The organism is Nocardia sp. NPDC052566 (genome assembly GCF_044547285.1).
Taxonomy (GTDB): domain Bacteria; phylum Actinomycetota; class Actinomycetes; order Mycobacteriales; family Mycobacteriaceae; genus Nocardia.
This window is the reverse complement of the sequence record NZ_JBIUAF010000003.1, coordinates 925,277-948,912: the sequence shown is the minus strand read 5'-3', so window position 1 is coordinate 948,912 and position 23,636 is coordinate 925,277. Positions and strand designations below refer to the sequence as shown.

At 67.9% G+C, this 23,636-nt stretch carries 17 protein-coding genes; 7 read left to right on the top strand and 10 right to left on the bottom strand.

Annotation, left to right across the window (positions count from 1 at the left end; translation table 11 throughout):
- Window positions 1-197: 197 nt before the first annotated feature.
- Both rpmJ and infA read right to left on the bottom strand, forming a co-directional pair.
- The gene (gene rpmJ / locus ACIG5A_RS18075) at window positions 198-311 is read right to left on the bottom strand and encodes a 50S ribosomal protein L36 (RefSeq protein WP_011207363.1); all 114 of its coding nucleotides are present in this window, start codon (window positions 309-311) and stop codon (window positions 198-200) included.
- Between the two features lie 117 nt (window positions 312-428).
- Window positions 429-650 (bottom strand): translation initiation factor IF-1, encoded by a 222-nt coding sequence (infA, locus tag ACIG5A_RS18070; protein ID WP_003418601.1) that lies wholly within the window; start codon window positions 648-650, stop codon window positions 429-431.
- Between the two features lie 339 nt (window positions 651-989).
- Here infA and ACIG5A_RS18065 point away from each other — a divergent pair, with 339 nt between their 5' ends.
- Window positions 990-4,676 carry an AAA family ATPase gene (locus ACIG5A_RS18065; RefSeq protein WP_397241337.1) on the top strand — a complete coding sequence of 1,229 codons (3,687 nt, stop codon included), beginning with the start codon at window positions 990-992 and terminating at the stop codon, window positions 4,674-4,676.
- 100 nt (window positions 4,677-4,776) lie between these two features.
- Here the strand turns inward: ACIG5A_RS18065 and ACIG5A_RS18060 are convergent, their stop codons facing one another.
- Window positions 4,777-5,229 carry a DUF4254 domain-containing protein gene (locus tag ACIG5A_RS18060; RefSeq protein WP_397241336.1) on the bottom strand — a complete coding sequence of 151 codons (453 nt, stop codon included), beginning with the start codon at window positions 5,227-5,229 and terminating at the stop codon, window positions 4,777-4,779.
- A gap of 221 nt (window positions 5,230-5,450) precedes the next feature.
- Between ACIG5A_RS18060 and ACIG5A_RS18055 the strand changes: the two genes are divergently transcribed.
- The 4 genes from ACIG5A_RS18055 to ACIG5A_RS18040 all read left to right on the top strand — a co-directional run bounded on the left by ACIG5A_RS18055 (window position 5,451) and on the right by ACIG5A_RS18040 (window position 9,442).
- Complete coding sequence (locus ACIG5A_RS18055; RefSeq protein WP_397241335.1) at window positions 5,451-6,260, top strand: GntR family transcriptional regulator; 810 nt, start codon at window positions 5,451-5,453, stop codon at window positions 6,258-6,260.
- Window positions 6,257-6,847, top strand: a complete 591-nt coding sequence (locus ACIG5A_RS18050) for a GNAT family N-acetyltransferase (RefSeq protein ID WP_397241333.1) — start codon at window positions 6,257-6,259, stop codon at window positions 6,845-6,847. The genes ACIG5A_RS18055 and ACIG5A_RS18050 overlap by 4 nt, the downstream gene beginning before the upstream one ends.
- Window positions 6,848-7,025: 178 nt before the next feature.
- Entirely contained in the window at window positions 7,026-8,195 is a 1,170-nt protein-coding gene (locus ACIG5A_RS18045) for a hypothetical protein (RefSeq protein ID WP_397241332.1), read from the top strand.
- 8 nt (window positions 8,196-8,203) lie between these two features.
- A complete protein-coding gene (locus tag ACIG5A_RS18040; RefSeq protein ID WP_397241331.1) occupies window positions 8,204-9,442 on the top strand; it encodes a hypothetical protein in 1,239 nt (412 codons plus the stop codon).
- 24 nt (window positions 9,443-9,466) lie between these two features.
- Here the strand turns inward: ACIG5A_RS18040 and eccCa are convergent, their stop codons facing one another.
- Genes eccCa through eccD form a run of 3 tightly spaced genes read right to left on the bottom strand, consistent with a single transcriptional unit; the run spans window position 9,467 to window position 16,450 of the window.
- Entirely contained in the window at window positions 9,467-13,522 is a 4,056-nt protein-coding gene (gene eccCa / locus ACIG5A_RS18035; RefSeq protein ID WP_397241330.1) for a type VII secretion protein EccCa, read from the bottom strand.
- A 7-nt stretch (window positions 13,523-13,529) separates the two neighbouring features.
- Window positions 13,530-14,927, bottom strand: a complete 1,398-nt coding sequence (gene mycP, locus ACIG5A_RS18030; RefSeq protein ID WP_397241850.1) for a type VII secretion-associated serine protease mycosin — start codon at window positions 14,925-14,927, stop codon at window positions 13,530-13,532.
- A gap of 41 nt (window positions 14,928-14,968) precedes the next feature.
- Complete coding sequence (eccD, locus tag ACIG5A_RS18025; RefSeq protein WP_397241329.1) at window positions 14,969-16,450, bottom strand: type VII secretion integral membrane protein EccD; 1,482 nt, start codon at window positions 16,448-16,450, stop codon at window positions 14,969-14,971.
- Window positions 16,451-16,734: 284 nt separating this feature from the next.
- Here eccD and eccA point away from each other — a divergent pair, with 284 nt between their 5' ends.
- Window positions 16,735-18,555, top strand: coding sequence for a type VII secretion AAA-ATPase EccA (gene eccA, locus ACIG5A_RS18020; RefSeq protein ID WP_397241328.1), 1,821 nt, complete (start codon window positions 16,735-16,737; stop codon window positions 18,553-18,555).
- A 19-nt stretch (window positions 18,556-18,574) separates the two neighbouring features.
- On the opposite strand, the gene eccB is transcribed toward eccA, so the two are convergent.
- Window positions 18,575-20,068: a type VII secretion protein EccB gene (gene eccB / locus ACIG5A_RS18015; RefSeq protein ID WP_397241327.1), complete on the bottom strand. Its 1,494-nt coding sequence runs from the start codon at window positions 20,066-20,068 to the stop codon at window positions 18,575-18,577.
- 203 nt (window positions 20,069-20,271) lie between these two features.
- On the opposite strand from eccB, the gene eccE reads away from it, so the two are divergent.
- On the top strand, window positions 20,272-22,008 hold the full coding sequence (gene eccE / locus ACIG5A_RS18010) for a type VII secretion protein EccE (protein WP_397241326.1): 1,737 nt from the start codon (window positions 20,272-20,274) through the stop codon (window positions 22,006-22,008).
- Between the two features lie 93 nt (window positions 22,009-22,101).
- Here the strand turns inward: eccE and ACIG5A_RS18005 are convergent, their stop codons facing one another.
- From ACIG5A_RS18005 to ACIG5A_RS17995, 3 genes are all read right to left on the bottom strand, one after another.
- Window positions 22,102-22,404 (bottom strand): hypothetical protein, encoded by a 303-nt coding sequence (locus tag ACIG5A_RS18005; RefSeq protein ID WP_397241325.1) that lies wholly within the window; start codon window positions 22,402-22,404, stop codon window positions 22,102-22,104.
- 54 nt (window positions 22,405-22,458) lie between these two features.
- Window positions 22,459-22,752 (bottom strand): WXG100 family type VII secretion target, encoded by a 294-nt coding sequence (locus ACIG5A_RS18000; protein WP_397241324.1) that lies wholly within the window; start codon window positions 22,750-22,752, stop codon window positions 22,459-22,461.
- 98 nt (window positions 22,753-22,850) lie between these two features.
- Window positions 22,851-23,633 (bottom strand): ESX secretion-associated protein EspG, encoded by a 783-nt coding sequence (locus tag ACIG5A_RS17995; RefSeq protein WP_397241848.1) that lies wholly within the window; start codon window positions 23,631-23,633, stop codon window positions 22,851-22,853.
- Window positions 23,634-23,636 lie beyond the last annotated feature (3 nt).

The window sequence follows — 23,636 nt, the reverse complement described above, 5'->3', positions numbered from 1 at the left end:
GTTCCTTAATGTTGCGGAGGTCTGCTCCCTGTCCGTTCCCCTCGTCTTATGGGGCACCGGCCTCCGTACCGGTGGTAGGCGCACACGCCTTTCGAGCGTGAGCCCGAAATACCGCAGCGTGCGGCTGGAGCTGGGAGTTCTTCTTTATTGTGGCCAAGCCGATCTAAGCGATCAGGTGCCCGGCGGTGCTGCTGGAATCAGCCCTGACGCTGCTTGTGGCGCAGGTTGTCGCAGATCACCATGACTCGCCCGTGACGGCGAATCACCTTGCACTTCTCGCAGATCTTCTTGACGCTCGGCTGAACCTTCACGTCCGTCCAATCTTGTTGTGGTCCACAGGTGCGTGAACACAGTTTTTCCCCAGCCTGACGGCTGGGGAAGTCTCTGTAGCGGGTCTTACGACCCGAAGGCGACCGCGCGAGGCGCGATCACTTGTAGCGGTAAACGATCCGGCCGCGGCTCAGGTCGTACGGCGACAGCTCGACGACGACACGGTCCTCGGGGAGGATACGGATGTAGTGCTGCCGCATCTTCCCGCTGATGTGCGCGAGAACCTTGTGACCGTTCTCGAGCTCGATCCGGAACATCGCATTGGGCAGCGGCTCGACAACTCGACCCTCGACCTCGATGGCCCCGTCCTTCTTCGCCATGTCCTCCGCGATCCCGGTTTACGCTCAACCTGGTTTGTTTTGCTGGTAGCTGTCCGAGTGAACCAGTCAGTTGACCTGACGGGAGGCACGCGAACAGTCGGCACGTAGGTGCACCGCCGCTCCAGCTTACCGATATGCGCTCGATCAGGCAAAAATGGGCCGTCCCGAGCGGGGTGATCCGCCCCATAGCGGCGCCGAAGGATCGCGTAAACTGGCCGCTGTTCTGGTTATAGGTCGAGGAGCCTTCAAGGGGGACGCGTGAGTCGCAACAATGACGGCCTCCCTATGCTGCCGCCGTGGCTATCAGAGAGCGAAGTCACAAGCGGCTACGAAGCACCGGTGCAGAACCTCCCGCACGAGGATCTCATCGACGACACGCCCGCCCCGCGGCGCGGCCGCTTCAAGTCCCGCGGCACCGAGGGTGAGCGGCCGGAGCCCCGGCCGGAGAAGAAGCGCAAGGGTTGGCTGCGCGGCCGCGAGGAACAGGGCGGACAAGAGCAGCCCGCGCCGCAGGGACAACCACCACAGCTGGGTCCGCGCTCCTATCCGGATGCACAGGAACAGCCGCCGCAGGCGCGCACCGAGGCACCCGCGCCGCCGGTGCAGCATCCCGACAGTGCGTGGCAGTCCGGGCCGGAACGTGCCGAGGGGGCCCGCCAAGGCCTGCCGACGCGCAATCCGCGACAGCCGTCCGCGGCGTTCCAGCCGCTCGGCGCCAAACCCGCTGAGGAGCCGGCGCCGACCGAGGCCGTCGCACCGGAGCGCCCCGAGCTGCCACCGCAGCCGCCACTGCCGGATCCCCCTGCGACGCAGGCCCATTCGCCGCAGGCCCCGCCCGTCGGCGAACCACCAGCGCCGGAGCTCGACGCGTCGCCGCCGTGGCTGGCCGGTCCGCAGCACAGCTGGAACGAGACCGAATCAACTGCCGAACGTGGCCCCGTCGCGCCGCCCGCCCGGCTCGAGATTCCGCCGCCGCCAAGCGAATTCGCGGCGCGCGGCGAGGCCGAACCGGAGACCACTTCCGACGATACCGACGAGCCGGACTGGCTCGCGGGCCCACCCAAGGCCGAGCAGCCGGAAGCGCTCGAATCGGACTCGGCCGCAGCAGGTTCCGCGCCCTCCGAGGTCGGCAGTGGATCCGAGACCGCACCGGCCACCGACGACAACGGCACTGCCCCACAACGTTTGTCCGATGACGGCGGGCGTGACGCATTCCCGGACGATTCGGATCCCGAACCGGCACAACGGGATAGCGGCCCCATCACGCCGGGCTGGGTGACCTCCGGTGCGGAAAGCGGGGCACCCGGCCGGCCGACCGGCCGCCACCGCCTCCCCCCGGACTATCAGGTCAGCGAAGCCGCGGCCGCCGCATACGCCCAACTGGCCGGCGGCTCACACACACCGAGCGAACACGCCTTACCCGGCGCACCGGACGAACCGTCACGCGCGGAACTCGAAAGCTCGTCACCAGGCCAGGAGTCCCACCAGCCAGGCGATCCGCACCCGATTCCTCCCCTTCCGAGTGAATCGTCACGTGACACATCCGCATCGGAGCCGGATCTCGACGAACCCGCCGGTTTCACCGGCGCCGATCAGCCGGACCCGACCGCCCACGGACCAGCCCTCGACCAGTCGGCCGCACCCGGCTCGGGAGACAGCGAACTCCCGGACTGGGCCACAGCACCGCAAGGCGCGGCCGACCACGGACAACAGATCCCCGGCGGTCCCGGCAACGACAACACCGTTCTCTACGGACGACCGGATTGGGCCGAATCCCCCATCGCCGGACCACCCGCCCCTGGCATCGATCAGCGGCATCCGTACGCCACGGATCAGCCACCGCAGGGTGCGACAGGACCGCAGCCACCGGGCAGCAACCCGTCCGAAGCCACCATGGTCCATGGCCGAACAGCCGGACCACACGCACCCGGCCTCGACCACTCGAGCCCCTACGGTGCAGACCAGCACGCACCCTACGGCCAATCACCGCAACCCCCTGCGGATTACGGGCAACCCGGCGTCGGACCACACGCGCCGGGCTTCGACCAGCAGGGACCGCAAGGCGCAGGCCAACCACCACAGAATGTGGGCGGCTTCAGCCAGCGGGTGCCCGACTCGGCACCGCTGGGCGACGCCGGGCAGTCCGACAGCACCATGGTCTACGGGCAAGCGGGCACCGGGCCGCACGCGCAGCGCGCTGACCAGCAGAACCCCTATGGCAGCCAATCGGCGCAGGGTGCAGATGGTTTCGCACAGCAGACACCGGGCTCGGTGCCGCCCGGCGGTGATCACGCCGGTACTGGACAGTCGGACAGCACCATGGTTTACGGGCAACCCGGCGTCGGACCACACGCGCCGGGCTTCGACCAGCAGGGACCGCATGGCACAGGCCAACCACTACAGAATGTGGGCGGCTTCAGCCAGCAGGTGCCCGGCTCGAGCCAGGCTGGTCCGCACGGCCAATCACCCGAAATCCCTGGGGGTTACGGGCAACAGGTGCCTGGGGCGCCGGATAGCACCGTGGTTTACGGGCAGGCGGGCACTGGGTCGCAGGCGCCGGGCGCTGACCAGCAGAATCCCTATGGCACGGGCCAATCGGCGCAGGGTGTGGGCGGTTTCGTGCAGCAGGCACCGGACGGGGCGCACGCTCCTGGAGTAGAGCCCGGTCCGCACGGCGGGTTTACACAGATCCCTGGGGGCTACGGCCAGCAGGCGCCGGGTTCGCAATCGCCGGACGGCACCGTGGTTCATGGACAGCTGGGCGGCGGATCGTATGCGCCGGGTGCTGACCACCCAGGTGTTCATGGCCAATCGCCGCAGGGCGCTGTCGGTTACGGGCAGCCGGGGGTTGGCTCAACCGCGCCCGGCGGCGATCAGGCGGGGGCGCACGGCCAGCCGCCGGTGGGTACGACGGGCTACGGACAGCCCGGAGCCGGTTCAGCCGCGCCGGGTGGTCAGGCGCCGCAAGGGTATGGGCAGCCGGGGGTGCAGCACGGGCCGCAGGGGCCGCAGCAAATTGCTTATGGGACTGGGCAGTTGCCGCCCTGGGGGGTGCCGGGTGGGCAGCAGGCGGGGTATCGGCCGCAGCAGGGGCCGCCGCCTTCGCTGGATGATGTGCCGTTGCGGCGGGCTACCAAGGCGCCGGGGTCCGGATGGCGTAAGGCGGTGCATCATGCGTCGCGCGGGGCGATCAATCCCGGGATGTCGGCGGAGGAGCAGCGGCTGCAGGAGCTGGTCGCGCGGATCAGGCAGCCGGTGCGCGGCGACTATCGGATCGCGGTGCTCTCGCTGAAGGGTGGCGTCGGTAAGACCACCACCACCATGGGACTCGGGTCGACGTTCGCGTCCATCCGTGGCGACCGGGTGATCGCGGTGGACGCCAACCCCGACTTCGGGACGCTGTCGCAGCGGGTGCCGCTGCAGACCCGCTCGACGGTGCGCGATCTGCTGCTCGATCCGGCGATCCAGCGGTACTCGGATGTGCGCAGGCATACCTCGCAGGCCACGAGCAGGCTGGAAGTGCTTGCCAGCGAGCGGGATCCGGCGGCGTCGGAGGCGTTCAGCGAGGACGAGTACCGCGCCGTCGCGCGCGTACTGCAGCGGTTCTACAACATCATCCTCACCGACTGCGGCACCGGGCTGATGCATTCGGCGATGTCGGGCGTGCTCGACCTGGCGCATTCGCTGGTGCTGATCTCCTCCCCCGCCATCGACGGGGCACGCAGTGCCGCAGCGACTTTGGATTGGCTGTCCCTGCACGGGCACGACCATCTGGTGCGCAACGCGGTGGTGGTGATCAACTCACCGCGGGCCGGTTCGCCGAACGTCGGCATCCAGCAGCTGCGAGAGTACTTCCTGTCCCGCTGCCGCGCGGTGCACATCATCCCGTTCGATTCGCATATGTCCGAGGGCGCCGAGATCGACCTGCACCGGCTGAACAAGCAGACCAAGCGGGCCTACGTGGAGCTGGCGGCGACCGTCGCCGACGATTTCGCCACCGATCACCGCCGCTTCGACGGCCGCTAGCGACTGAGCCGTAAACGCCTCACGGCCGGTAGGAGACTGAATCTCCTACCGGCCGTGAGGTTTTCGCGCCGCGAGGGGGTCGGCGCGTCGGGCGTGACTGTTACCACTCCGGTAGGCGGCGCCTGCCCGCGAGCACATCGCGGATCAAGTCGTCGTAGGCGTCGGCCAATTCGGCGAGATGGTGCCACGCCCCGTGCAATAGGTCATCGTGCGCGTCGAGCGTCATCAGCGCGTGGTGGGCACGCACCGACGACTCGGCTAGCCGGTCGATCACCGCGCCGACGGTTTCGGTATGCAGGGTCGCACCGAGCCGGTGCCTTGGCACACTACGGGTGACCCAGTCGTCGATCGCCATCACCAATTCGATTCGGCGGCGCTCGATTTCGATGATCGCCGTCGGATCGGTGTCCACCGATCCACCCCGGCCGACCAGCCGTCTCTCATGCAACACGGCCAGATCGCGGGCGAACCAGAGCAGCGGACCACCGACGACGCGGTGCCCGCGACACGCCCGAACAAGTAGATCCGAAGTCGGAAGCAGTCCGGGACTCACGGACTGCACCTCCGAATCGACACACCTCGATGTGTCGGGGAGAGCCATTACCACCGTAGATATATCCGAACCTGCCACGTTGCCTCGCCGTCATCGCCGCACAACACCGGATCAGGACGTTCATTACAATAAACCTCTGAAGGCCCCTGTCAAGCGTTACCGGGCCGTAGGAAGTCGGAAAGAGTACACTTCGTTACCTGCACGACCAACCGAGGAGCAAGATGGCGGACGGTCCGACGTATCACCGGATCGCAGACCTCCTCCGCGAGGAGATCCGCGCAGGCAAATGGCAGCCGGGAGATCGACTGCCCAGCCACACCGAACTGGCCGATCAGATGCAGGTTTCGATCACTACCGCCCGCAACGCAATTCAGGTCTTGGTCACCGAAAATCTGGTATACACCGCCACTTCCCGCGGCACCATCGTGCGTAATCAGGAAGTGCTGGAATCCGTTGTCACCGACCCAATTAGACCGGATCGGCCGCAATCTCCGCACGATATCTTCGAAGAGATCGCGCGCGGCGCGCACCGCGAACCCGCCAAGGAGTTCAGTGCCAAGATGGAGCCGGCCAGCCCGGAGGTCGCGGTGTGGCTGGGGGTGCCCGAGGACTCGTGGGTGCTCGCCCGCACCGTGGTGCAGCTACTGGACAACGAGCCGTGGTCGTGGGAGGTGAGCTTCTATCCCCGAGACCTGGCCGAGGCCACCGGAATCGACTCGCCGCACGATATCCCGGAGGGCACCACCCGGCGGCTGGCCGACCGTGGCCATGCCGAAACCGCGCATCGAGACACGCTGGTCGCCCGGCCGGCCAGCGCAGAGGAGGCCGTCGTGCTCGGCGTCGCCACCGGCACGATCCTGCTGGACCACCTGCGGATCGGCGCCAATCATGAGCGGGTAACCCGTGCTACCAGGCATCGGTCGATCGCCAGCCGCAATCGCATCGCCTACGAGCTAGGCGACGCCGAGGGCACCTATGTCATCCGCAGCACGCTCGGCGCCTCGTACAGGCCTGGTATCTCTTTGCCATGACTACCGTGCTCCGCCAAGCGACATTCGGCGATCTCGGCCTGATCTGTCGGCTGCGGGTGCAGCGCACGGCGTGGCTCACCGCACGCGGTTCCGACCAGTGGACGGTGGCAGGCCGCGGGCTCCCGATCGAGATCTTCGCCAGGACGGTCGGCCGCTCCCTCGACGCGGGTGAGACCTGGATCGCCGAGGTGGACGGCGGGCCGGCGGGCACCATCACCGTCAACGAGCGTGCCGACCCCGGGCTGTGGTCGCCGTGGGAATTGACCGACGCGGTGATCGTGCATTTCATGATCGTCGATCTTCGCTTCGCCGGTCAGCGCGTCGGGCACCGGATGCTGGAACACGCGGGAATGCTTGCGCACCTTCATCATCGAGCCTGGGTACGACTCGATGCGTGGACCACGAATACCGATCTGCACGACTACTACCACCGCGCCGGATTTCAATTGGCGCGAATCGCCGGACCGCTGACTTCCGGCCCTTCTCGCGCGTTATTCGAACGCCGCACCGACACATGGAAATTCGATCAGGCCGCATTACAGGAAATCGAAACGCTTTCCAGCGCAAAGCAGCAACTTATCTCTTGAAAATCCCTCGACAACAGACCGCGAGTTTGCGGCACAGCGACGATACCGACCGAATAAGCGAATAGCGCTCGCGTTGCGGACTCTCGAGTTCTTGTGGCACAGTGAGTCCCGAGGCTGGCGGGAGCAGTCCGTCACCGCTGCATATGGTTTGCCCGAGGGGGGATCCTTGCGGAGTTCGATGTGTTTGCTTGCGGCCGGATTGATCGCGCTTTCGCTGACCGTGGGCTGCGGGTCCGACACTCCAACGGCACCGGAAGTCGACACCGGCCAGCTCGACGTCGGGGCCTACTCGACCAAGCCGGTGCCGTTCGCCGATCCCGATTCTCCGGACATACCACGCTATTTCGAGGCGCAGCGGCTGGCCAACCGGATGCCGGTGCCCGCCGACACCGACCCCGCGTTCAAGTTCCAGCGCGCCGGTTTCGCCTTCGTACGCACCGACGCGGAGAACTTCGACGCCGACGCCAAAGACGTGATCGCCGGTTACGCCACCACCGGACTGTCCAACGAGGACGACGACATCGCCATCGAGATGGACACCACGGTGCTGGCATTCCCGGACAGCGCGGCGGCGGCGCGCGCCGCGACCGCGCTGGCGAAGACACAGCTCACCACCAACGAGCCCGTGCCGATCGAGAAGTACCCACAGGCGAGCGCGCACTGGCGACCGTCCACTCAGCAGCTGCGAACCTGGTATGCCAGTGAACGATTCGTCATCGTCACCGAACTCACCGACAACGCGAAGCGGCAGCTGAAGACGAGGGATGTGCCCGCGCTCGCCCGGCTGACGGAGCGCAACATCGACACCGTCGCGCGCAGGCTCGCCGGCTATCAGCCGACCGCACTCGACAAGCTGGGCACCGTGCCCTTGGATCCGGATCGCGTGCTCGAGTACGCGGTCGGCCGCCTGGAGTCGGTCAATCGCACGGGCAAGGAGAAGTGGTTCGGCGGGCGCGGCGTGTACGACGGCCCGGCCGTGTACGACGGCAAGGGCGGCCTGCATCTCGTCGGCGATTCGGCCAGCGGGCGAACGATGTTCGAGGAGAACGGGATCGATCGCGTCGCGTACAACGGCGGCTACCTGTTCCGCGCCAAGGACGCGGCGGCCGCGCTGCGGGCCCGTGACTGGAACGCGGAGCTCGGCAAGGACTACAAAACCGCCGAAGCCCCGAGGAACCTGCCCGCGGCCCGCTGCAAGCAGAGCCGAAAGACGTCGCGTTCCGCCAGTGTTCGCTACATCTGCGTGGTCGCGCACGGCCGGTTCGCGGCGTCCGCGGTCGCACCGCAGCTGATCGACGCCCAGCAGCGGATCTCGGCGCAGTACGCCCTTCTGGGCGCCATCGAGTAGGGGGACACTTGATTACACGACGCATGGGGCTGCTGGCGGCCACTGCGGCCGTAGCGCTGACGGGCTGCGCCGCTCCGCTGCCCGGCGATCCGCACGCGGGCGAAATCGATGTGCGCACACTCGATATCGGCAACTACTCCACCGAACCGCTCGATCTGCGCACCCGGTACAAGCACAACCCGACGAACGGCAAACAGCTCGCCGCCATGCGCCTGGCCGACCATGTGGTGACGGGCAGCGATATCGACCCCGACATCGGGTACCAGTTGCGGTGGAGCGGTGTCGGTTCGGCATGGGGCGCGGTGCTGTACGAGGACCTGCTCCCCAAGGGCGCCGAGGAGGTGCTCGACCGCAACGGCATGCTGTTCGGGTTCAGCTCGGCGGCGACCGCCGAGATCTCGGGCAAGACAGGAGAACTCGACTTCCACCCCGAACAGCAGCACGCCGCCAAACGCGCCAGGGTCGCGGTTCTGCAATTCCCCGACGAGGATTCGGCCCGGCGCGCGGCCACCGAGTTGGATGTCGCCGACTTCGCGGCGGACGCCGACCAGAATCAGCCGGTCACGCTACCCAACTACCCTGGCGCGCTGGCACATTGGCGCCCGGACTGGCCGAGCATCGGTACCACCATGGCGCACGGCCGCTACGCCGTCAGCATCCAGTTGCGGCTGAGCACGCCCGACCTGGCCGGCCTCACCGCACAGGCGGAGAAGGCATACGCCGCACAACTACCGCTGCTGGATTCGCTGAAGCCGCTGAGTGCCGAGGAGGTGCTCCTGCTCGACTACGACCCGCAGGGCATCCTGCGCCGCAGCTTGAACGTGAACGGCGAGAGCAGGCCGGCCACAACGGAACACGCGGCCTTCGGATTACAGGGCTATCTGCACACCAGGCCCGACCGCAGCGTCAAGGCGATGTACGCGAAGGCGGGCGCCGACGTCTTCGGCATCAACCGCCTCCCCGGCAGTGGAGATCAGATGACCACCATCCGCACCCGCGACGACGAAGCGGCGAAGGGTCTGGCGCGCGATATTTTCGCCGCGCCAGGACTGAAGGTGATCGAGCCACCGGCGAACATTCCGGACGCCACCTGCGTCGACGACAGCCCGCCCGGTGAGAAGTCCTGGCCCAAGTACGTCTGCGTGGTGCGTTACCGCCGCTACGTGGCGCACGTGTTCAGCAACCAGGTGAACGACGCACGGCAGCGCGCGGCGGCGCAGTACGCGCTGTTCGCGAACAGCCAGTAGCGGTTCGCGAACAGCGACAGGCGATTACAGCGGCGGGAGATAGGCGAGCTGCACCATCTCCTGGCCGTGCGACCGCGAGACCAGCGTGCCTCGGCCGGGTGGCAGCTTCGACGGGCGAATATCGCCGAGCACCCTGCCCTCGTCCTTGGGACCGCTCATGAGCAGTGCGTCGACCGACATATCCTTCATGCCGCCGAGCACATGGTCGTACAGCGCGCGGGTGACACCGCCCATGCGCCGGGTGACGATCAGGTGCAGCCCGACATCCCTTGCCTGTGGCAGGAATTCGACCAGCGGCAGCAGCGGGTTGGAGGTACCGGTGCCGAGCATGTCGTAGTCGTCGACGAGGACATAGATATCCGGGCCCGTCCACCAGCTGCGTTCGCGCAGCTGCTGCGGGGTGATATCGGAAGGCGGAATCCGCTTGGCCATGAACCGCGCCAGCTCGTTCATCATCGAACCGGACGTCTGCGAGGAGGTCGAGTAGCCGCCGAGGCGGTCCGGGTCGACCACACCGAGCATGGTGCGCCGGTAGTCGATCAGGATGATCTTGGCCTGCTCCGGGGTCGAGTTCTCGGCGATGCCCATCGCGATGTTGCGCAGCAGCGTTGTCTTGCCGCACTCGACGTCGGCGAAGGCCATGAAGTGCGGTTCGGTGTTGAAATCGATGATGAACGGCGACAATTCGTTCTCGCCGAGGCCGACGAGCGCCTGGTTGGGGCCGAGCTCGATATCGCGTTCGGCCGCGATCGCCCGTACCTCGTCGCGGGTGATCTGCAGCGGCAGCATGCGCACGACGGGCGCGCGCCGCTCTCCGTACAGTTCGGTCAGCTGGGTCCTCGCCTCCGATACGCCGTCCATCAGCGTCGCGGTATCGGAGTTGGAGTCCATCCGCGGCAGCGCGATGAGCATGTGCAGCTCGTCCGGGGTCAGACCGCGTCCCGGTCGCCCGACCGGCACCAGAGCCGCGGTGCGCCTGCCCATTTCGGAATCCGACGGGTCGCCGAGGCGCAGTTCGAGCCTGGTGCCGATCTGATCCTTGATCGCGGGCCGGATCTCGGCCCAGCGCGAGGCACCGAGGATCACGTGGATGCCGAACGAAAGGCCCTGTGCACCAAGGGCATTGATCTGCGGCTCCAGTGCCTCGAACTCCTCGCGCACGACCGCCCAGCCGTCGATCACCAGGAACACGTCGCCGTATTGGTCCGCGGCGAGCGGATCGTCGGGCGCGGCGTCGGTGCCGTTGATCAGCCTCGCCTCCAGCTGGGCGTACTTGCGCCGCCGGAAGTCGGTCATGGATTCGATGCCCAGCTGGCCGAAACGCTCCTCACGCTGGCGCATCAGCGTGGTCAGCTCGGCGATGGTGCGCCGCACCCGGTCGCTGTCCAGACGACCGGCGACCGAGCCGACGTGGGGCACGCCGTTGAGACTGGTCAAGCTACCACCGCCGAAGTCGAGGCAGTAGAACTGCACCTGCTCCGGTGTATGGGTGGCCGCGGCGGCCATGATGATGGTGCGGATCGTCGTCGACTTACCCGACTGCGGACCGCCGACCACGGCGATATTGCCCTGGGCACCGGCCAAATGGATGGTCAGCACATCACGGCGCTGCTCGTAGGGCTTGTCGATGATGCCGATCGGCATCCACAGCTGGCCGTGCCGGTTGACCGGGGAACGCCAATCCGGATCGGGCAGCAACATATCCACCGTCGGCGACTCGTCCAAGGGCGGCAGCCACACCTCGTGCGCCGGGCGGCCGTGTCCGGTAAGGCGTTTCACCACCACCTCGAGCAGCGAGTCGGGAATGCCCTCGGCCTCGCTGCCCGCAGCGCCGGGCGGCGGCGGCAGATCGGGCAGGGCTGGTCGCACCGGCTCGGGCAGTTCGGGACGTTCCGGAATCGCGACCGGGCCCGCGGTGAACTCGGCCGGCGCCTGGCCGCCGACCAGGCGGCCGTCGACCTTCCTGGTGCCGGTCGGCGAAACATACGGCCCGGAAACATAGGTGGTGTTGAACCGCAGCGGATCGTCCGCGTCGCTCTTGAGGTAGCCCGAACCGGGGATGCCGGGCAGGTGGTAGGCATCGGTGATGCCGAGCACGGCACGAGATTCGTTGGCGGAGAAGGTACGCAGGCCGATCCGGTAGGACAGGTGCGAATCCAGGCCGCGCAGCTTGTTCTCCTCCAGCCGCTGCGAGGCGAGCAACAGGTGCACGTGCAGCGACCGGCCGAGGCGGCCGATCATCACGAACAGATCCGCGAAATCCGGTTTCTGCGAAAGGAGTTCGGAGAACTCGTCGACGATCACGAACAGTGCGGGCAGCGGATCGAGCGCGACGCCCGCGGCGCGCGCCTTCTCGTAATCGGTGACGTTGGCGTAGTTTCCGGCCGCGCGAAGCAGCTCCTGGCGGCGGTTCATCTCGCCGGCCAGCGCGTCCTTCATGCGGTCCACCATCGAGAGTTCTTCCTCGAGGTTGGTGATGACCGCCGCGACGTGCGGCAGCGGGTCGAGGCCGAGGAAGGTCGCGCCGCCCTTGAAGTCGACGAGCACCAGGTTCAGCGCATCCGGCGAATGCGTGGTCACCATCGAAAGCACCAGCGTGCGCAGGAACTCCGACTTACCCGAACCGGTCGCGCCGATGCACAATCCGTGCGGACCCATGCCGTACTCGGCGGATTCCTTGATGTCGATCTCGACCGGCGTGCCGTCGGGGGTGGTGCCGATCGGCACCCGCAGCCGCTCACGCGCGGTACGCGGGCGCCACACCTTGGCCGGATCGATCTGCGCGGCGTCCGGAATCTTCAGCAGCGCCATCAGGCCGGGATCGGCGCGGGTGTCGTCGCCGAGGCTGACGATCTGGGCCGCGGTAGCGATCCGGAACCTGGCCAGGCTCCTGGCGAACGATTCGCCTTCGGCGATGCTGACTTCGTCCGCGGTAGCGAACTTTTCGACACCGGTGGCACTGCGCGCGCTCACCTCGCCGTTGCCGACCACAAGCTGCAGGCCGCGGCGCGCGGCGAGGCCGTTCTCCGGCGCGGTGAGGTCGAGCACGGTGACCGAGTCGAGGCCGGACTCGCTGATCAGTCGCTCGGTGCCGTTGACGTAACCGTCATCGATGACGACGACAAGATGCAGCCTGCCCTGGGTCGGCTGTGGGTTGCGCATGAACCGGCCGCGCTCGAGCAGCTCCGAGGACAGCGCGGTCTCCAGCTCGGCCAGCGAGCCGTACATCATTCTGGCCGAACCCATTCCGTCTCGGACCGTCGGATGTTGCAGGTGCGGCAGCCATTTCGCCCAGGCCCAGGCCGGATCGTCCGGTTCGGCACAGACGATGGCCACCGCGACATGGTCGGGCCCGTGAAAGGCGGTGAGCTCCATCAGCATCGCGCGTGCCAGCATCCTGGCCTCGGTGCTGTCGCCGCCGAGGTTGATCGCCGGGAAGGCGCGCAGCGATACCGCGGTGGGCAGGTCGTGCACCACCGAGTGGGTGCGCACGAAGCGGCGCAGCGCGACGGTGGAGACCGGCTCGAGGTCTTCCAGCGGCCCGGTCTCCGGCCTGGCCAGCTTGGTGGCCAGGCGATGACTGCCGACCCCGACGCGCACATGTCCGAAGTCCGGGTCGTTCGGGCGCCGCTCCCACATCCGGCGGGTGCCGATCACCGAGGGCAGATCGATCGGTTCCGGATGACTCCAGGTGAGCGCCTCCAGCTGCTTGTTTCCGGTGCGCCGCACCTCTTTTCGCATCTGATCGAGGTAGCGGAAGTAGTCCTTGCGTTCCTCGTTGAGCTCGGCGGCGCCCTTGGGGCCCATGCCGCGCATGCCCATCATCATGCCGCCCATGGACATGAGCATCATCATCGGAAACATCATGCTGAACGGGTTCTGCAGCAGGCTGCGCCCCATCATCACCATGAACGCGATCATGCCGACGACCGCGACCACCATCACGACGGGCATCAGCTTCATCAGCAGCGGCGCGGGCATCGCCCGCTGGATCTCCGGCGGCGCGTTCAAGGCCACCTCACCGCCAGGCGCACGGGGCGGGGCGATGCGGGGACGGCGCACGAAACCTTCGGTAACCATTGATCCTCTATCGATCTGTCGCGTCGGATTCGAGATCGTCGACGGCGTAGCGACGCTGCCGCCGGAATGGAACAGTCAGCGCCGCACCGATTCCGAGCGCCGCGAGACAGGTGAGCGAGCCGATGACCGCGACCCGGCGCGGCAGCGGATCCGGTCCGGGCGGCGTCACCGGCGCGGCGATGGGGCGGCCACGATCGGCCCCCGCGGTCGGCGGCTTGTCCGGCAGTTGCGCGGTCAGCGCGGCGACCGGGTCGATCAGTCCGGCGCCGACCTTGTCGTCACGTCCGGCGCCCTGGGCGTGCGCGGTACGCACGATGCGGTCGATCACCTGGGCCGCGTTCAATTCTGGGAACCTGGCGCGCAGCAGGGCGGCCAGCCCGGCGACATAGGGCGCGGCAAAGCTGGTGCCCTCGATCGGGCGCAGCCCCTCCTGGGTCGGAATACCGTCGACCAGACCGACCCCGCCGGGTTTCGTGTCCAACGAGACGATCTGCCTGCCGATGGCGGCGACCCCGACCCACGGCCCGTTCAGCGACAGCTGTGATACCGAGCCACCGGGATCAATCGAACCGACGGCGAGCACATACGGCGTGAACCACGCCGGGCTGGCGATCGTCGATACCGAGGACCAGCCGCTGCGTTCGTTCTGTGTCTGGCAGGCGCCGTCGGACTGCAGGTTGCCCGCGGCCGCCACCACCACGACATTGCGGTCGTAGGCATATTTCACCGCGGCGCCGAGCGTCGCGTCGGCGGTATCGGATCCGGCCGTGCTGCAGGCGACTTCGGAGATATTGATGACGGTGGCGCCCATATCGACGGCGCGCACCACCGCACCGGCCAGCGTGAGCACGTTGCCGTAACCGGAGCTGACGATCGAGCCGGGCGTCTGCCCGTTCTGGCGCTGCCGATCCTTGGGTTCGTATGCCAGGCTCAACTGCCTGATGGTGAGGATCTCGGCATCGGGCGCGACGCCGGCGAACGCGTCGTCCTGGCTCTGCCGCGCCGCGATGATCCCCGCGACGATGGTGCCGTGCCCATCGCAGTCGACGGTGCCGTCGGTATCGGAGACGTAGTCACCGCCCGGTTGCAGCAGGGGCAGCCGCGGATGCCGGGCGACGCCGGTATCGATGACCGCGACCTTCTGGCCCGCGCCTCTGCTGAACTGCCATGCCGTCGGTAGATCGAGCACCTTCTGCGCCAGCGGCGGCTCGGCTGGATTGCCCTTGGTGAGCACCGGTTCCGCGCAGACGACGCGCTGCTCGGTCGGTTCGAGCGGTGCGGGCTTTCCGCTGAGACCCTGCGCGGCACCGAGCGCGCCGGGATCGATGGTCGGCGGCGGGATGGCTCCGGCCGGCGCCTGCCCACCGAGTAGGGCGGCACCGGCGAACCAGGCGGCGCACACCATCGCGGTGCCGCGCCACCTCCCGGGCCGCGACGCCCGAGCGGTCATATGTTCCTGGCCATCGCATACACACCCATCAGCCAGAGCACCAGCGGGATGATCGAGACGATCAGCAGGTACTCGGCGATTTCCATGATTCGCCTGGTCACCGGCGTCACCTCCAGATGCGGTCCGATCACCCCGAAGGCGACGACCACCACCGCGAATCCGAGCAGCAGCCCGGCCGCGAGCAAGGAGAGGTCGGCATCGCCCAGCGCGAGTCCGGTCACCAGCCCGAGGACGATGGCCGCGCCCGCGCCGATCAGCGTGGCCGCCTGCGCGAGATCGGCGAACGAACGCCCGCGCGTGCAGAGAATGATCGCGGTGACGACGGCGAGCACGGTGCCCTGCCACTTGGCCTCGCCGAACGGGTCGGCCGCGCCGAGCGCGCCGACCACCGCGGCGATGGCGGAGCCGATGAGCATGCCGGTTTGGTATTGGTTTGCCGCACGGGCCCGTTCGCCGAGTCCGGCGGCCGACGGCAGTGCGGTGGCGCCGATCGCGCCGATGCCCTCGATGGTCGGCCGCGGTTCGTGATCGGCCGGGTCGATCGCCGCGCCCGCGGTCGGCACCGGCGGCACCGGCAGCCTGGCGAGCACCGCGGCCAGCCGCGGCACCAGTGAGATCAGGATGATGGCCGCGACGATCAGCGCCGCCGCGATCTTCGCCGGATCCGAATCCCAGATCATGCGCACGGCCGCGCTGATCCCGCCGAACAGCGCGATGGTGACGGCCGCAGCGCACAGCGCGGCTCCGGTCGCGGTGGCGCGGTAGGCGACGACCGCCGCCACCAGCAGCACCGAAAAGCCGAGCAGCAGATGGGGACTACCGAGCTCGCGCGGCACGAACAGGGCGGCGCCGCCGAAGAACAGCAGTAGCCCGCATAGCGAAAGCCAGGTCGCGGTCAGCGTATCGGCGTATTTGCGCGCGGCGATCGCCGCCGCGACGGTGATTCCGATCGCGACGCCGGTGACCATGAACGGCGCGATCAACGTGTCCGACTGTGCGCGGTCGCGCACCAGCATCGCCAGCGCGAGCACGACCGCGGCGACCGCGGCGAGCAGCCCGGTCCAGCGGGCCGAAACCGCCGACCAGCCACGGAAGTCCACGGAGGTGAGCCGCGATACCGCATCGATCACGTCGTCGAACAGCGCGGGCGATTCCTTCGCGGTCACCGACCGCAGCACGAGCAGCTCGCCGTCGTACACGTCGGATTCGGTGAGCGTGCGACTCGGCGCGATGGCATCGCGGCCGAGTCTGGCCAGCGTCCAATGCTCGGTCTGCAGCGGTGTTCCGCCGTCGTCGCTCTCCACCACATCGGGGTTACGAGAGGCGATGAGGGACACCAGATCACCGATGAAGGTGGCGATGGGCACCGTCGCGGGCAACCCGACATCGAGCTGGGTGTTCCCCCCGATGACGGATACTCGGCACAGTTCGGGTTCGGCGGCACCCAAGCCGCCGCTACTCAGCGACTCCGTCAACACGATCCTGACACTTGATGAAGCAACCTACCTGTCGAAACCACTACGACTTCGGCTTACTCGCGCCGTTTACGCTCGTCGGCGCACGTGGCACGTGGCGGCCGCATGCGTAGCGACCGTCCGACAGCGAAACCAATCTATCGGACATACCGTGCGACCGCGATCGCAACCGATGTACCTTCGCATTCCCTTAAGACGCCAGCCCCTCGAGTCGCGCACCCCTATAAGCTGGCCGGAAGATGAACGCACGCAATAGCTCACACGATGACTTCTAGGGATCGACTCCAATGACCGGCAATCGCCAAGCACAGCGCGCCTTCGACGCCGGGATCCTCTCGCTCGGTCTGACCATCGATGGACAGGAATCCGCGCGCGATCTCGACTATGCGAAGTTGGCCTTCCAACGCGCGACCGAATGGGACCCGACCATGTGCGACGCGTGGCTCGGCCGGGCCGCCGCGGGCGAGGTCACCCGCGAGGTGCTCTACAACCTCTACAAGACCAGCGGCACTTCGCTGTTCCGCGAACAGCGCAGGCTCGGCTTGCAGCCGCGCTCGCTGGGCGGGCGCTTCCTCGCCGGGCTCTACATCGATTACCCGCTCGCCAGCCACACCGAGATCTGGCTGGCCCAGGCGGCACAGCTGATGCAGGACAAGGAGTACGACGAGGCCGAGCGGGTGCTCGACGAACTCGCCGCGCACCGGCGCAGCATGCTGTCGGATCCCGACCGCGAGGCCGACGATCGAATCAGCGCGTATATCCGTGGCGTACTGCACTTCACGACCCAGCGCTGGCCGGATGTGATGGCCGTGCTGAACGGTTCGGCCGAGTGGGACGACGCCTATCTGGCGGCGGGCGCGCACGTGATGGTCGGTTCGGCCTGTGCGCAGCTCGGGCTGTTCGGCGAGGCGATCCGCCGGATGCAGCAGGCGGAGAACGGCCCCATCCCGGCGGCGCGGACGACGGCCATGTTCTGCCGCGGCCTGTGCCTGCGCGAGACCGGCAACGAGGAAGAGGCGCAGGCGCTTTTCGAGAAGGTGTATTCGCAGGCACCGGATTTCGCCGCGAACACCACCGCCATGCGTGATCGCGGCTACCGGATCACGGTGACCACCAGGGAATCCATCGACGCGCGCACCGATCGCTGGGATCCGGCCACCGCACCGTCGGTGGACGCGATGCAGCAGGAAGAGGCCGAGGACCGCGCCAAGAAGATCCTCGCCGAGGCACGCGCCGAACTGGACAAGCAGGTCGGCCTCGCCGCGGTGAAGACGCAGGTGGCCAAGCTCCAGGCGACCGCGCAGCTGGCCAAGATCCGCGCCGAGAAGGGGATGACCAATGTGGCGCGCGGCAACCACCTCGCGTTCACCGGCCCGCCCGGCACCGGCAAGACCACCATCGCGCGCGTGGTCGCCAAGATCTATTGCGGCGTCGGCCTGCTCAAGACCGACAAGGTGGTCGAGGCCAAGCGGATGGACTTCGTCGGCCAGCACCTGGGCAGCACCGCGATCAAGACGGACAAGCTGATCGATACCGCGATGGACGGCGTGCTGTTCATCGACGAGGCGTACACGCTGATCCAGACCGGCCTGTCCGGCGGCGACGCGTTCGGCCGCGAAGCCGTCGACACGCTGCTGGCCAGGATGGAGAACGACCGCGACCGGCTCGTCGTGATCATCGCGGGCTACGACGGCGAGATCGATCGGCTGCTCGCCGCCAACGACGGTCTGGCCTCCCGTTTCGCCAAGCGGCTGCAGTTCCCGTCCTACACCCCGGACGAGCTCGGGCAGATCGGCGAGATCATCGCCAACTCACGCGATTCCGAACTGTCCGAGGACGCCAAGCGACTGCTGATCGAGGCCTGTGGTCGGCTGTACAACACCGAGAGCGTGGATCAGAGTGGTTCGCCGCGCCGCGGTGTCGACCTGGCAGGCAACGGACGTTTCGTGCGCAATGTGATCGAATCCGCCGAGGAGGAGCGCGAGTTCCGTTTGGCCACCGACGATTCGCTGGATCTGAGCGTGGTGGACGCCGCGGTGCTGATGCGGATCGAGGCGCCCGATATGCAGGCCGCGCTGAGCGGCGTACTCACCTCGCTCGGCGTCTGACCCGCCCCCTGCCCACGGGCTACTTACCCGTGGGCAGGATGTCGTGGCTGATCAGTGCCTCGCCCTTGGACAGCGTCGGGCCGGGGACCAGCTGACCGACGATGGCCCACGGGGCCAGCTTGGGTGCGGCGGTCATGCCGAGGATCTGGGCGGTTTCCAGGTCGGGAATTCCGTAGCGAATCCCGTTGTCCGCCACATAGAACAGCCCGTCGCGGCGGGGGCTGCCCGCATCCATCCCGGTGATACGGACGAACTCGCCGGTGGTCGGCGGGATGTAGGCGGCGTCCACCCGGTCACCGACGCCGTCCGCCGTGGCCAGGACGACCGGCTTGGCCGCATTGGTCAGCGGCATTCGCGCCCCGGCGAGCAGGCTCACCTGAGCACGATCGGTCGGGCCGTCGGCGACGCCGCCGCTCTGCTGGGTCTTGGCCCAGGCGACGCAGGCGACGGGCGCGTCCTCGGCGGTCAGGATCTTCGGCGTGCTCGCCGGGAAGTGATCGAGCGGAAGCTGGTGCAGCACCGGCATATTGGTCAGCACGTCCGGCGGCACCGACTTGATCTCGCGCATGTTCTGCGAGTTCGCCGTGCGCAACACCTGCGCGGCGAAATCGCTGACCCGCTGCACACCGTCGGCCAGCACCACATACAGCTCGGGATGATCGGTGCGCCCCATGGCCGCCACCGCGATCACGCCGCCGATCGGTACATCGGACAGCCTGCCCGGCCCGGGCTGACCCGCCTGCGGTATCTCCGGCGCGACCAGCGGCGGCACCGCCGAGGCGGCGTTGAGCAGCGCGGGCCCGACCGGACGTGGTTTGGCCGCACCGAGATTCAGCGCCCTGGCGAGCACCGAGTTACCCGGGTCGAATTCCGCGCGCTTGCCGTCATAGATCAGATAGGTCTTGTCCGACCGGCGCACCAGCAGCGCCTCCACCGGGTCGGTGGTCCGAACGCGTTCGTTCAGCTCGGGTTTGCCCGCGATCACGGTGGTGACCACGCCCGCGGCCGAGGCGGCGCTGCCGGTGCTCGACAGCATCACCGTCTCGCAGAGCGACCAGTCCGACCGTCCGCCCTGCGCCGAACCGGGCAGTGCGGCCGGTGCGCCGGGAATGCCGAGCAGCGGGCCGCGCGGCAGCCCGGAAAGCTTGCTCTCCTTCACCGAATTCGGCGATTCGCCGCTGCCGCTGATCAGCCGCGCGGAAGCCAGATTGAGCACCGGATGCAGCGTGGTGTTCTTCTCCTCGTCCTGCACCACGACGTAGAGGGCGCCGCTGTCCTTGCCCATCACGATCTTCGATTCGCCGACCGAGCCCTGCGGGCGCAGGAACGACAGGATGGCCGCGCCCGCCACCACCAGAATGCCGAGCACCGCGCCGACGACCATCGAGCGCGACTGCGAGCGCATGGGATCGTGCAGCATGCGCACGTCGCGGCGGACCAGCGCGTGATCGAGCCTGCGCAGCAGGAATCGGTAGCCATTGACCTGAGCCTTGGTGGTCAACTGAGCCGGCACGTGATCTCCATCGGGTTGCGGCGTGTCGCCGGATCGGCGGTCCGGAATTACCGTATCTGGCTGGCCGCCGGTGTCAATCGGACGCTTGCGCCGGACCCCGCGAACACCGTTGCGGCGCGGTACTGTTAGCGCAGACAAAACCCGGCGCCCACGGTAACCGGCGCCCGGTATTTCGATCCTGACGAATAAGCGTGAACGAGGCTGTGAACGAAACGGAAAACTCCGAGAACACCACGCTGCGCGATCCCGAATTCTGGCTGTTCCGCCAGATTCCCCTGCGGCTCATGATTCCGCTCGGGCTGCTCGCGGCCCTTGCCGCCTGGATTGCTGTCGCGTTGCGCGCACCGCTCTGGGCCGTGATCCTCAGTGGCGCCGCCGTCCTGCTCCTCGGTGCGGTGCCGGTGCGTAAGCGCTACCCGCGCAACCTCGTCGGCATGGTCGCCCGCGCGCTGGCCTACCGCTGGCGGCGCACCAAACCCGGCCCGGGCGACGCGGGCCCCGCGGCCTTCGATGTGCCGCTGCCCGAGGGCGGCAGCTACGGCATGCGCTGGGACGGCGGGATGCTGATCACCATGCTGCGCGTCGACACCCCGCCGGACGGGCTGACGCTGCTACGCCCCGGCGCGCTGAGCACCGATCAGGTCATTCCGCTCACCGAAATCGCCAAGTGCCTCGGCCAATTCGATCTGGCGCTCGCCTCCATCGATGTGATCAGCACCGGCGCGCGCACCGTCGGTGACAGCTCGGTGGCCCAGCTCTACGGCCGCATTCTCGGACCGCTGCCCGCCATCGCGCACCGCACGGTGTGGCTCGTGCTCCGGCTGGATCCGCTGGCCAATGCCGAGGCCGTCGACAACCGCGGCGGCGGCGGCACCGGCGCGCTGCGCGCCGCCATCATCGCCACCAGGCGGGTGGCCAATCGGCTTGCCGCACGCGATATCTCGGTTTCGGTGCTGACCGCGGGCGAGATGAACAGCGCGGTGCGTGAGCTCACCCGCGGCATCGCGCTGGAGGATTTCACCGAGACTCCGAAATCTCTTGTGCACGACGGCGTCCACCTCACCAGCTATGAGATCGGCCCGGAACTGGTCGGCGAGCGCGGCTTCGCGGATATCTGGGCGACGCCGAGCCTCGGCACCACGGTGACGGTACGGCTGCGGCCCGGCCGCGGCAACAGCCGCGACACCGCGGCGCAACCACCGATCACGGTGGGCGCGCTGGTGCGTTTCGACACCCGCGAGGTACCCGAGATACCGCCGGTGCCCGGCCTGCGCCCGCTGCCGGGCAGGCAGTACCGAGCCCTGCTCGACTGCCTGCCGACCCGGGCGGGCGGTGGCGAGGTGGAAAGCGCGGGCAACTACCACGGGCCGCTCTCGGCGCTCGCCGGCATCGAACTGCCCACCGCAGGGTGCGGGCAGTTGATCGGCGCCGACAACGCGGGCCAGGGTATCGCGGTGCCGCTGATCGGTGAGGGCACAAGGCATCTCGAGGTGATCGGCAAGCTGGACCTGGCCCAGCAGGTGATCCTGCGTGCCATCGCGCTCGGCGCGCACACCATCGTGCACACCGATCGCCCCGAGGCGTGGAACTCCATGGTGGCCAATGTCGACTCGGCGCATTCGCTCTCGCTCGCACCGCGTTTCGCGGGCGCACCGCAGGGACCACCCGCACCGCCCACCGCCGCCCACCGCAACAGCGCGACCGTGGTGGTGTTCGACGGCATCGCGCCCGCCACGCTGACCGGCGGCGCGACCATCGTGCACATCCGCGCGCCGGAGGAGCCGCGCGGTCAGTTCGGCGCCGATATCGTGCTGACCCAGGATCCGGCCGCACCGAACCTGATCACCGTGCGCACCCCGAACGCCAGCGCGACGGTCAACATGGTCACCACGCCGGACGAGATGTGGTACATCGGCGAATCACTCACCGCGGTCAGGTAGTCGACGGGAATCGAAAAGGGCCGGTCGGAGCGATTTCGCTCCGACCGGCCCTTTCGTCAGATCGACACGGCCATACGGCCTTTGCCGATCATCTCATGCGTACATCGAGAAGCCGTCGCCGACTTTGACGTCGGTGCTGATGGCGCGGCGCAGCGCGCCCTCCACCGCCGCGGCGACCGCGTTCAAGGTCTTCAGCGTGTCGCTGAACTCGTTATCCCACTTGGCGTGCACCTTGCGGAACTCGCCGAGCGAGCCTTCGTTGTCCGCCCAAGCGTGTTCCATCTTCTTCGCCGCGGTCTGCATGTCGTGGCCCTGCGCGACCAGCGTCTTGAAGTGGTCGTGCAGCTCGGTGTACAGCGGTTCGATGTACGTGGGGTCATACTGCATATCAGCCATGATTGCTCCTTCGTGTGGCTTCGTTACCAGTCGGCTCGGCAGTCGGTGCCGGTGTCAGTAGATGTTGAGCGCGTTCTCGTTCTCGCTTTCCATGTCCTGGAACTGCTTGGTGCCATGGCCCACCTGCAGGGTGATCTCGTCGAGGACCTTCTTCAAGCGCTCGGCCTCGTTGTGCCAGTTGTTGGCCGTCGTGTTGAACGCCGCGAACGCATCACCCCGCCAGCCGGGCCGGGCCGCGTCGACCGCGGTCTCGATGCGCTGAATGGTGGCGCGGATGTGGTCCACCGCGAGGCCCATGTCGTTCTTCGCGGTGGTGACGAGGGCTTCATTCTGAGTTGCACCAGCCATGCCGATACACCTTCCTTCTCGATTGTCGCTGTATCAGAAGGTGATGCCGATACGGCATCACCCGAGTTCGAGGTAACTTCGTCGGATTCGTCATCGGATTACTGCGGCAGCCACCTTCCCTCGGGCAGCATCTCGATCAGTGCCGAAATCGCCTGCGCGATCCGGTGATCGGTGCCCGATGTCACCGTGGACCAGGCACGCTGATCCGCAGCCATCCCGGGCGCGGCGACGATGCGACCGCGACCGGTGTCATAGACCGCGACCGCGCCGTGCGGCCGGGTGGTCGATCCGTCGAGGTGGGCGTAGGCCACGATCTCGGCGTAGGCATGGCAGGAGGCGAAGGCCATCCCGTAGGCGATGGCGTCGCGATCGGCGACGCCGAGCGCGTAGACCGCGTCGGTGTAGTCGGCGGAGGTCTCGGCCGCGGCGAGGCGTTCGCTCAGCTCGTCCGAGGGCGCGCTGAAATTCACCACGTCGGCGGGCTCGCACCGGCCGAGCGCGGCGACCAGCGGCCGGATCAGCGCGGCGCCGGAGCCGTCGGCCCACACGGCGCCGATCTCGAAGTCGTCACCGGTGCGCACGGCGAGCGCGTGCTCGTTACCACGGCGCGCCAGGCAGATTCGAACCGGCGGGCCGCCGGTGAAGACCCGGGCGACCAGCTCACGATCCGGCTGCGCCAGCGTATGCATGGCCAGCGCGAGCGCGTGCTCGACCTCGCCCTCGTCGTCCAGCACGCCGGAGGCACGCAGCGCCGACACCGCGCGCCGCTGCGCCGCGGTCCACTCGTCGAACGAATCCTGTTGCGGGCCGACCGAAAGCACCAGCGGCAGGGTCTGTACGCCGAGCCGCTCGGCGACGGCGAGCAGTCCGTCGTTGGTCATGGT

What these genes read in the sequence shown, in the direction of transcription:
- ACIG5A_RS18045 (WP_397241332.1), top strand. Translation starts at nt 7,026, where the DNA reads ATGTGTTTGCTTGCGGCCGGATTGATCGCGCTTTCGCTGACCGTGGGC.
- ACIG5A_RS18055 (WP_397241335.1), top strand. Translation starts at nt 5,451, where the DNA reads ATGGCGGACGGTCCGACGTATCACCGGATCGCAGACCTCCTCCGCGAG.
- ACIG5A_RS18000 (WP_397241324.1), bottom strand. Translation starts at nt 22,752, where the DNA reads ATGGCTGGTGCAACTCAGAATGAAGCCCTCGTCACCACCGCGAAGAAC.
- ACIG5A_RS18005 (WP_397241325.1), bottom strand. Translation starts at nt 22,404, where the DNA reads ATGGCTGATATGCAGTATGACCCCACGTACATCGAACCGCTGTACACC.
- ACIG5A_RS17995 (WP_397241848.1), bottom strand. Translation starts at nt 23,633, where the DNA reads ATGACCAACGACGGACTGCTCGCCGTCGCCGAGCGGCTCGGCGTACAG.
- eccA (WP_397241328.1), top strand. Translation starts at nt 16,735, where the DNA reads ATGACCGGCAATCGCCAAGCACAGCGCGCCTTCGACGCCGGGATCCTC.
- eccCa (WP_397241330.1), bottom strand. Translation starts at nt 13,522, where the DNA reads ATGGTTACCGAAGGTTTCGTGCGCCGTCCCCGCATCGCCCCGCCCCGT.
- infA (WP_003418601.1), bottom strand. Translation starts at nt 650, where the DNA reads ATGGCGAAGAAGGACGGGGCCATCGAGGTCGAGGGTCGAGTTGTCGAG.
- mycP (WP_397241850.1), bottom strand. Translation starts at nt 14,927, where the DNA reads ATGGTGTGCGCCGCCTGGTTCGCCGGTGCCGCCCTACTCGGTGGGCAG.
- ACIG5A_RS18050 (WP_397241333.1), top strand. Translation starts at nt 6,257, where the DNA reads ATGACTACCGTGCTCCGCCAAGCGACATTCGGCGATCTCGGCCTGATC.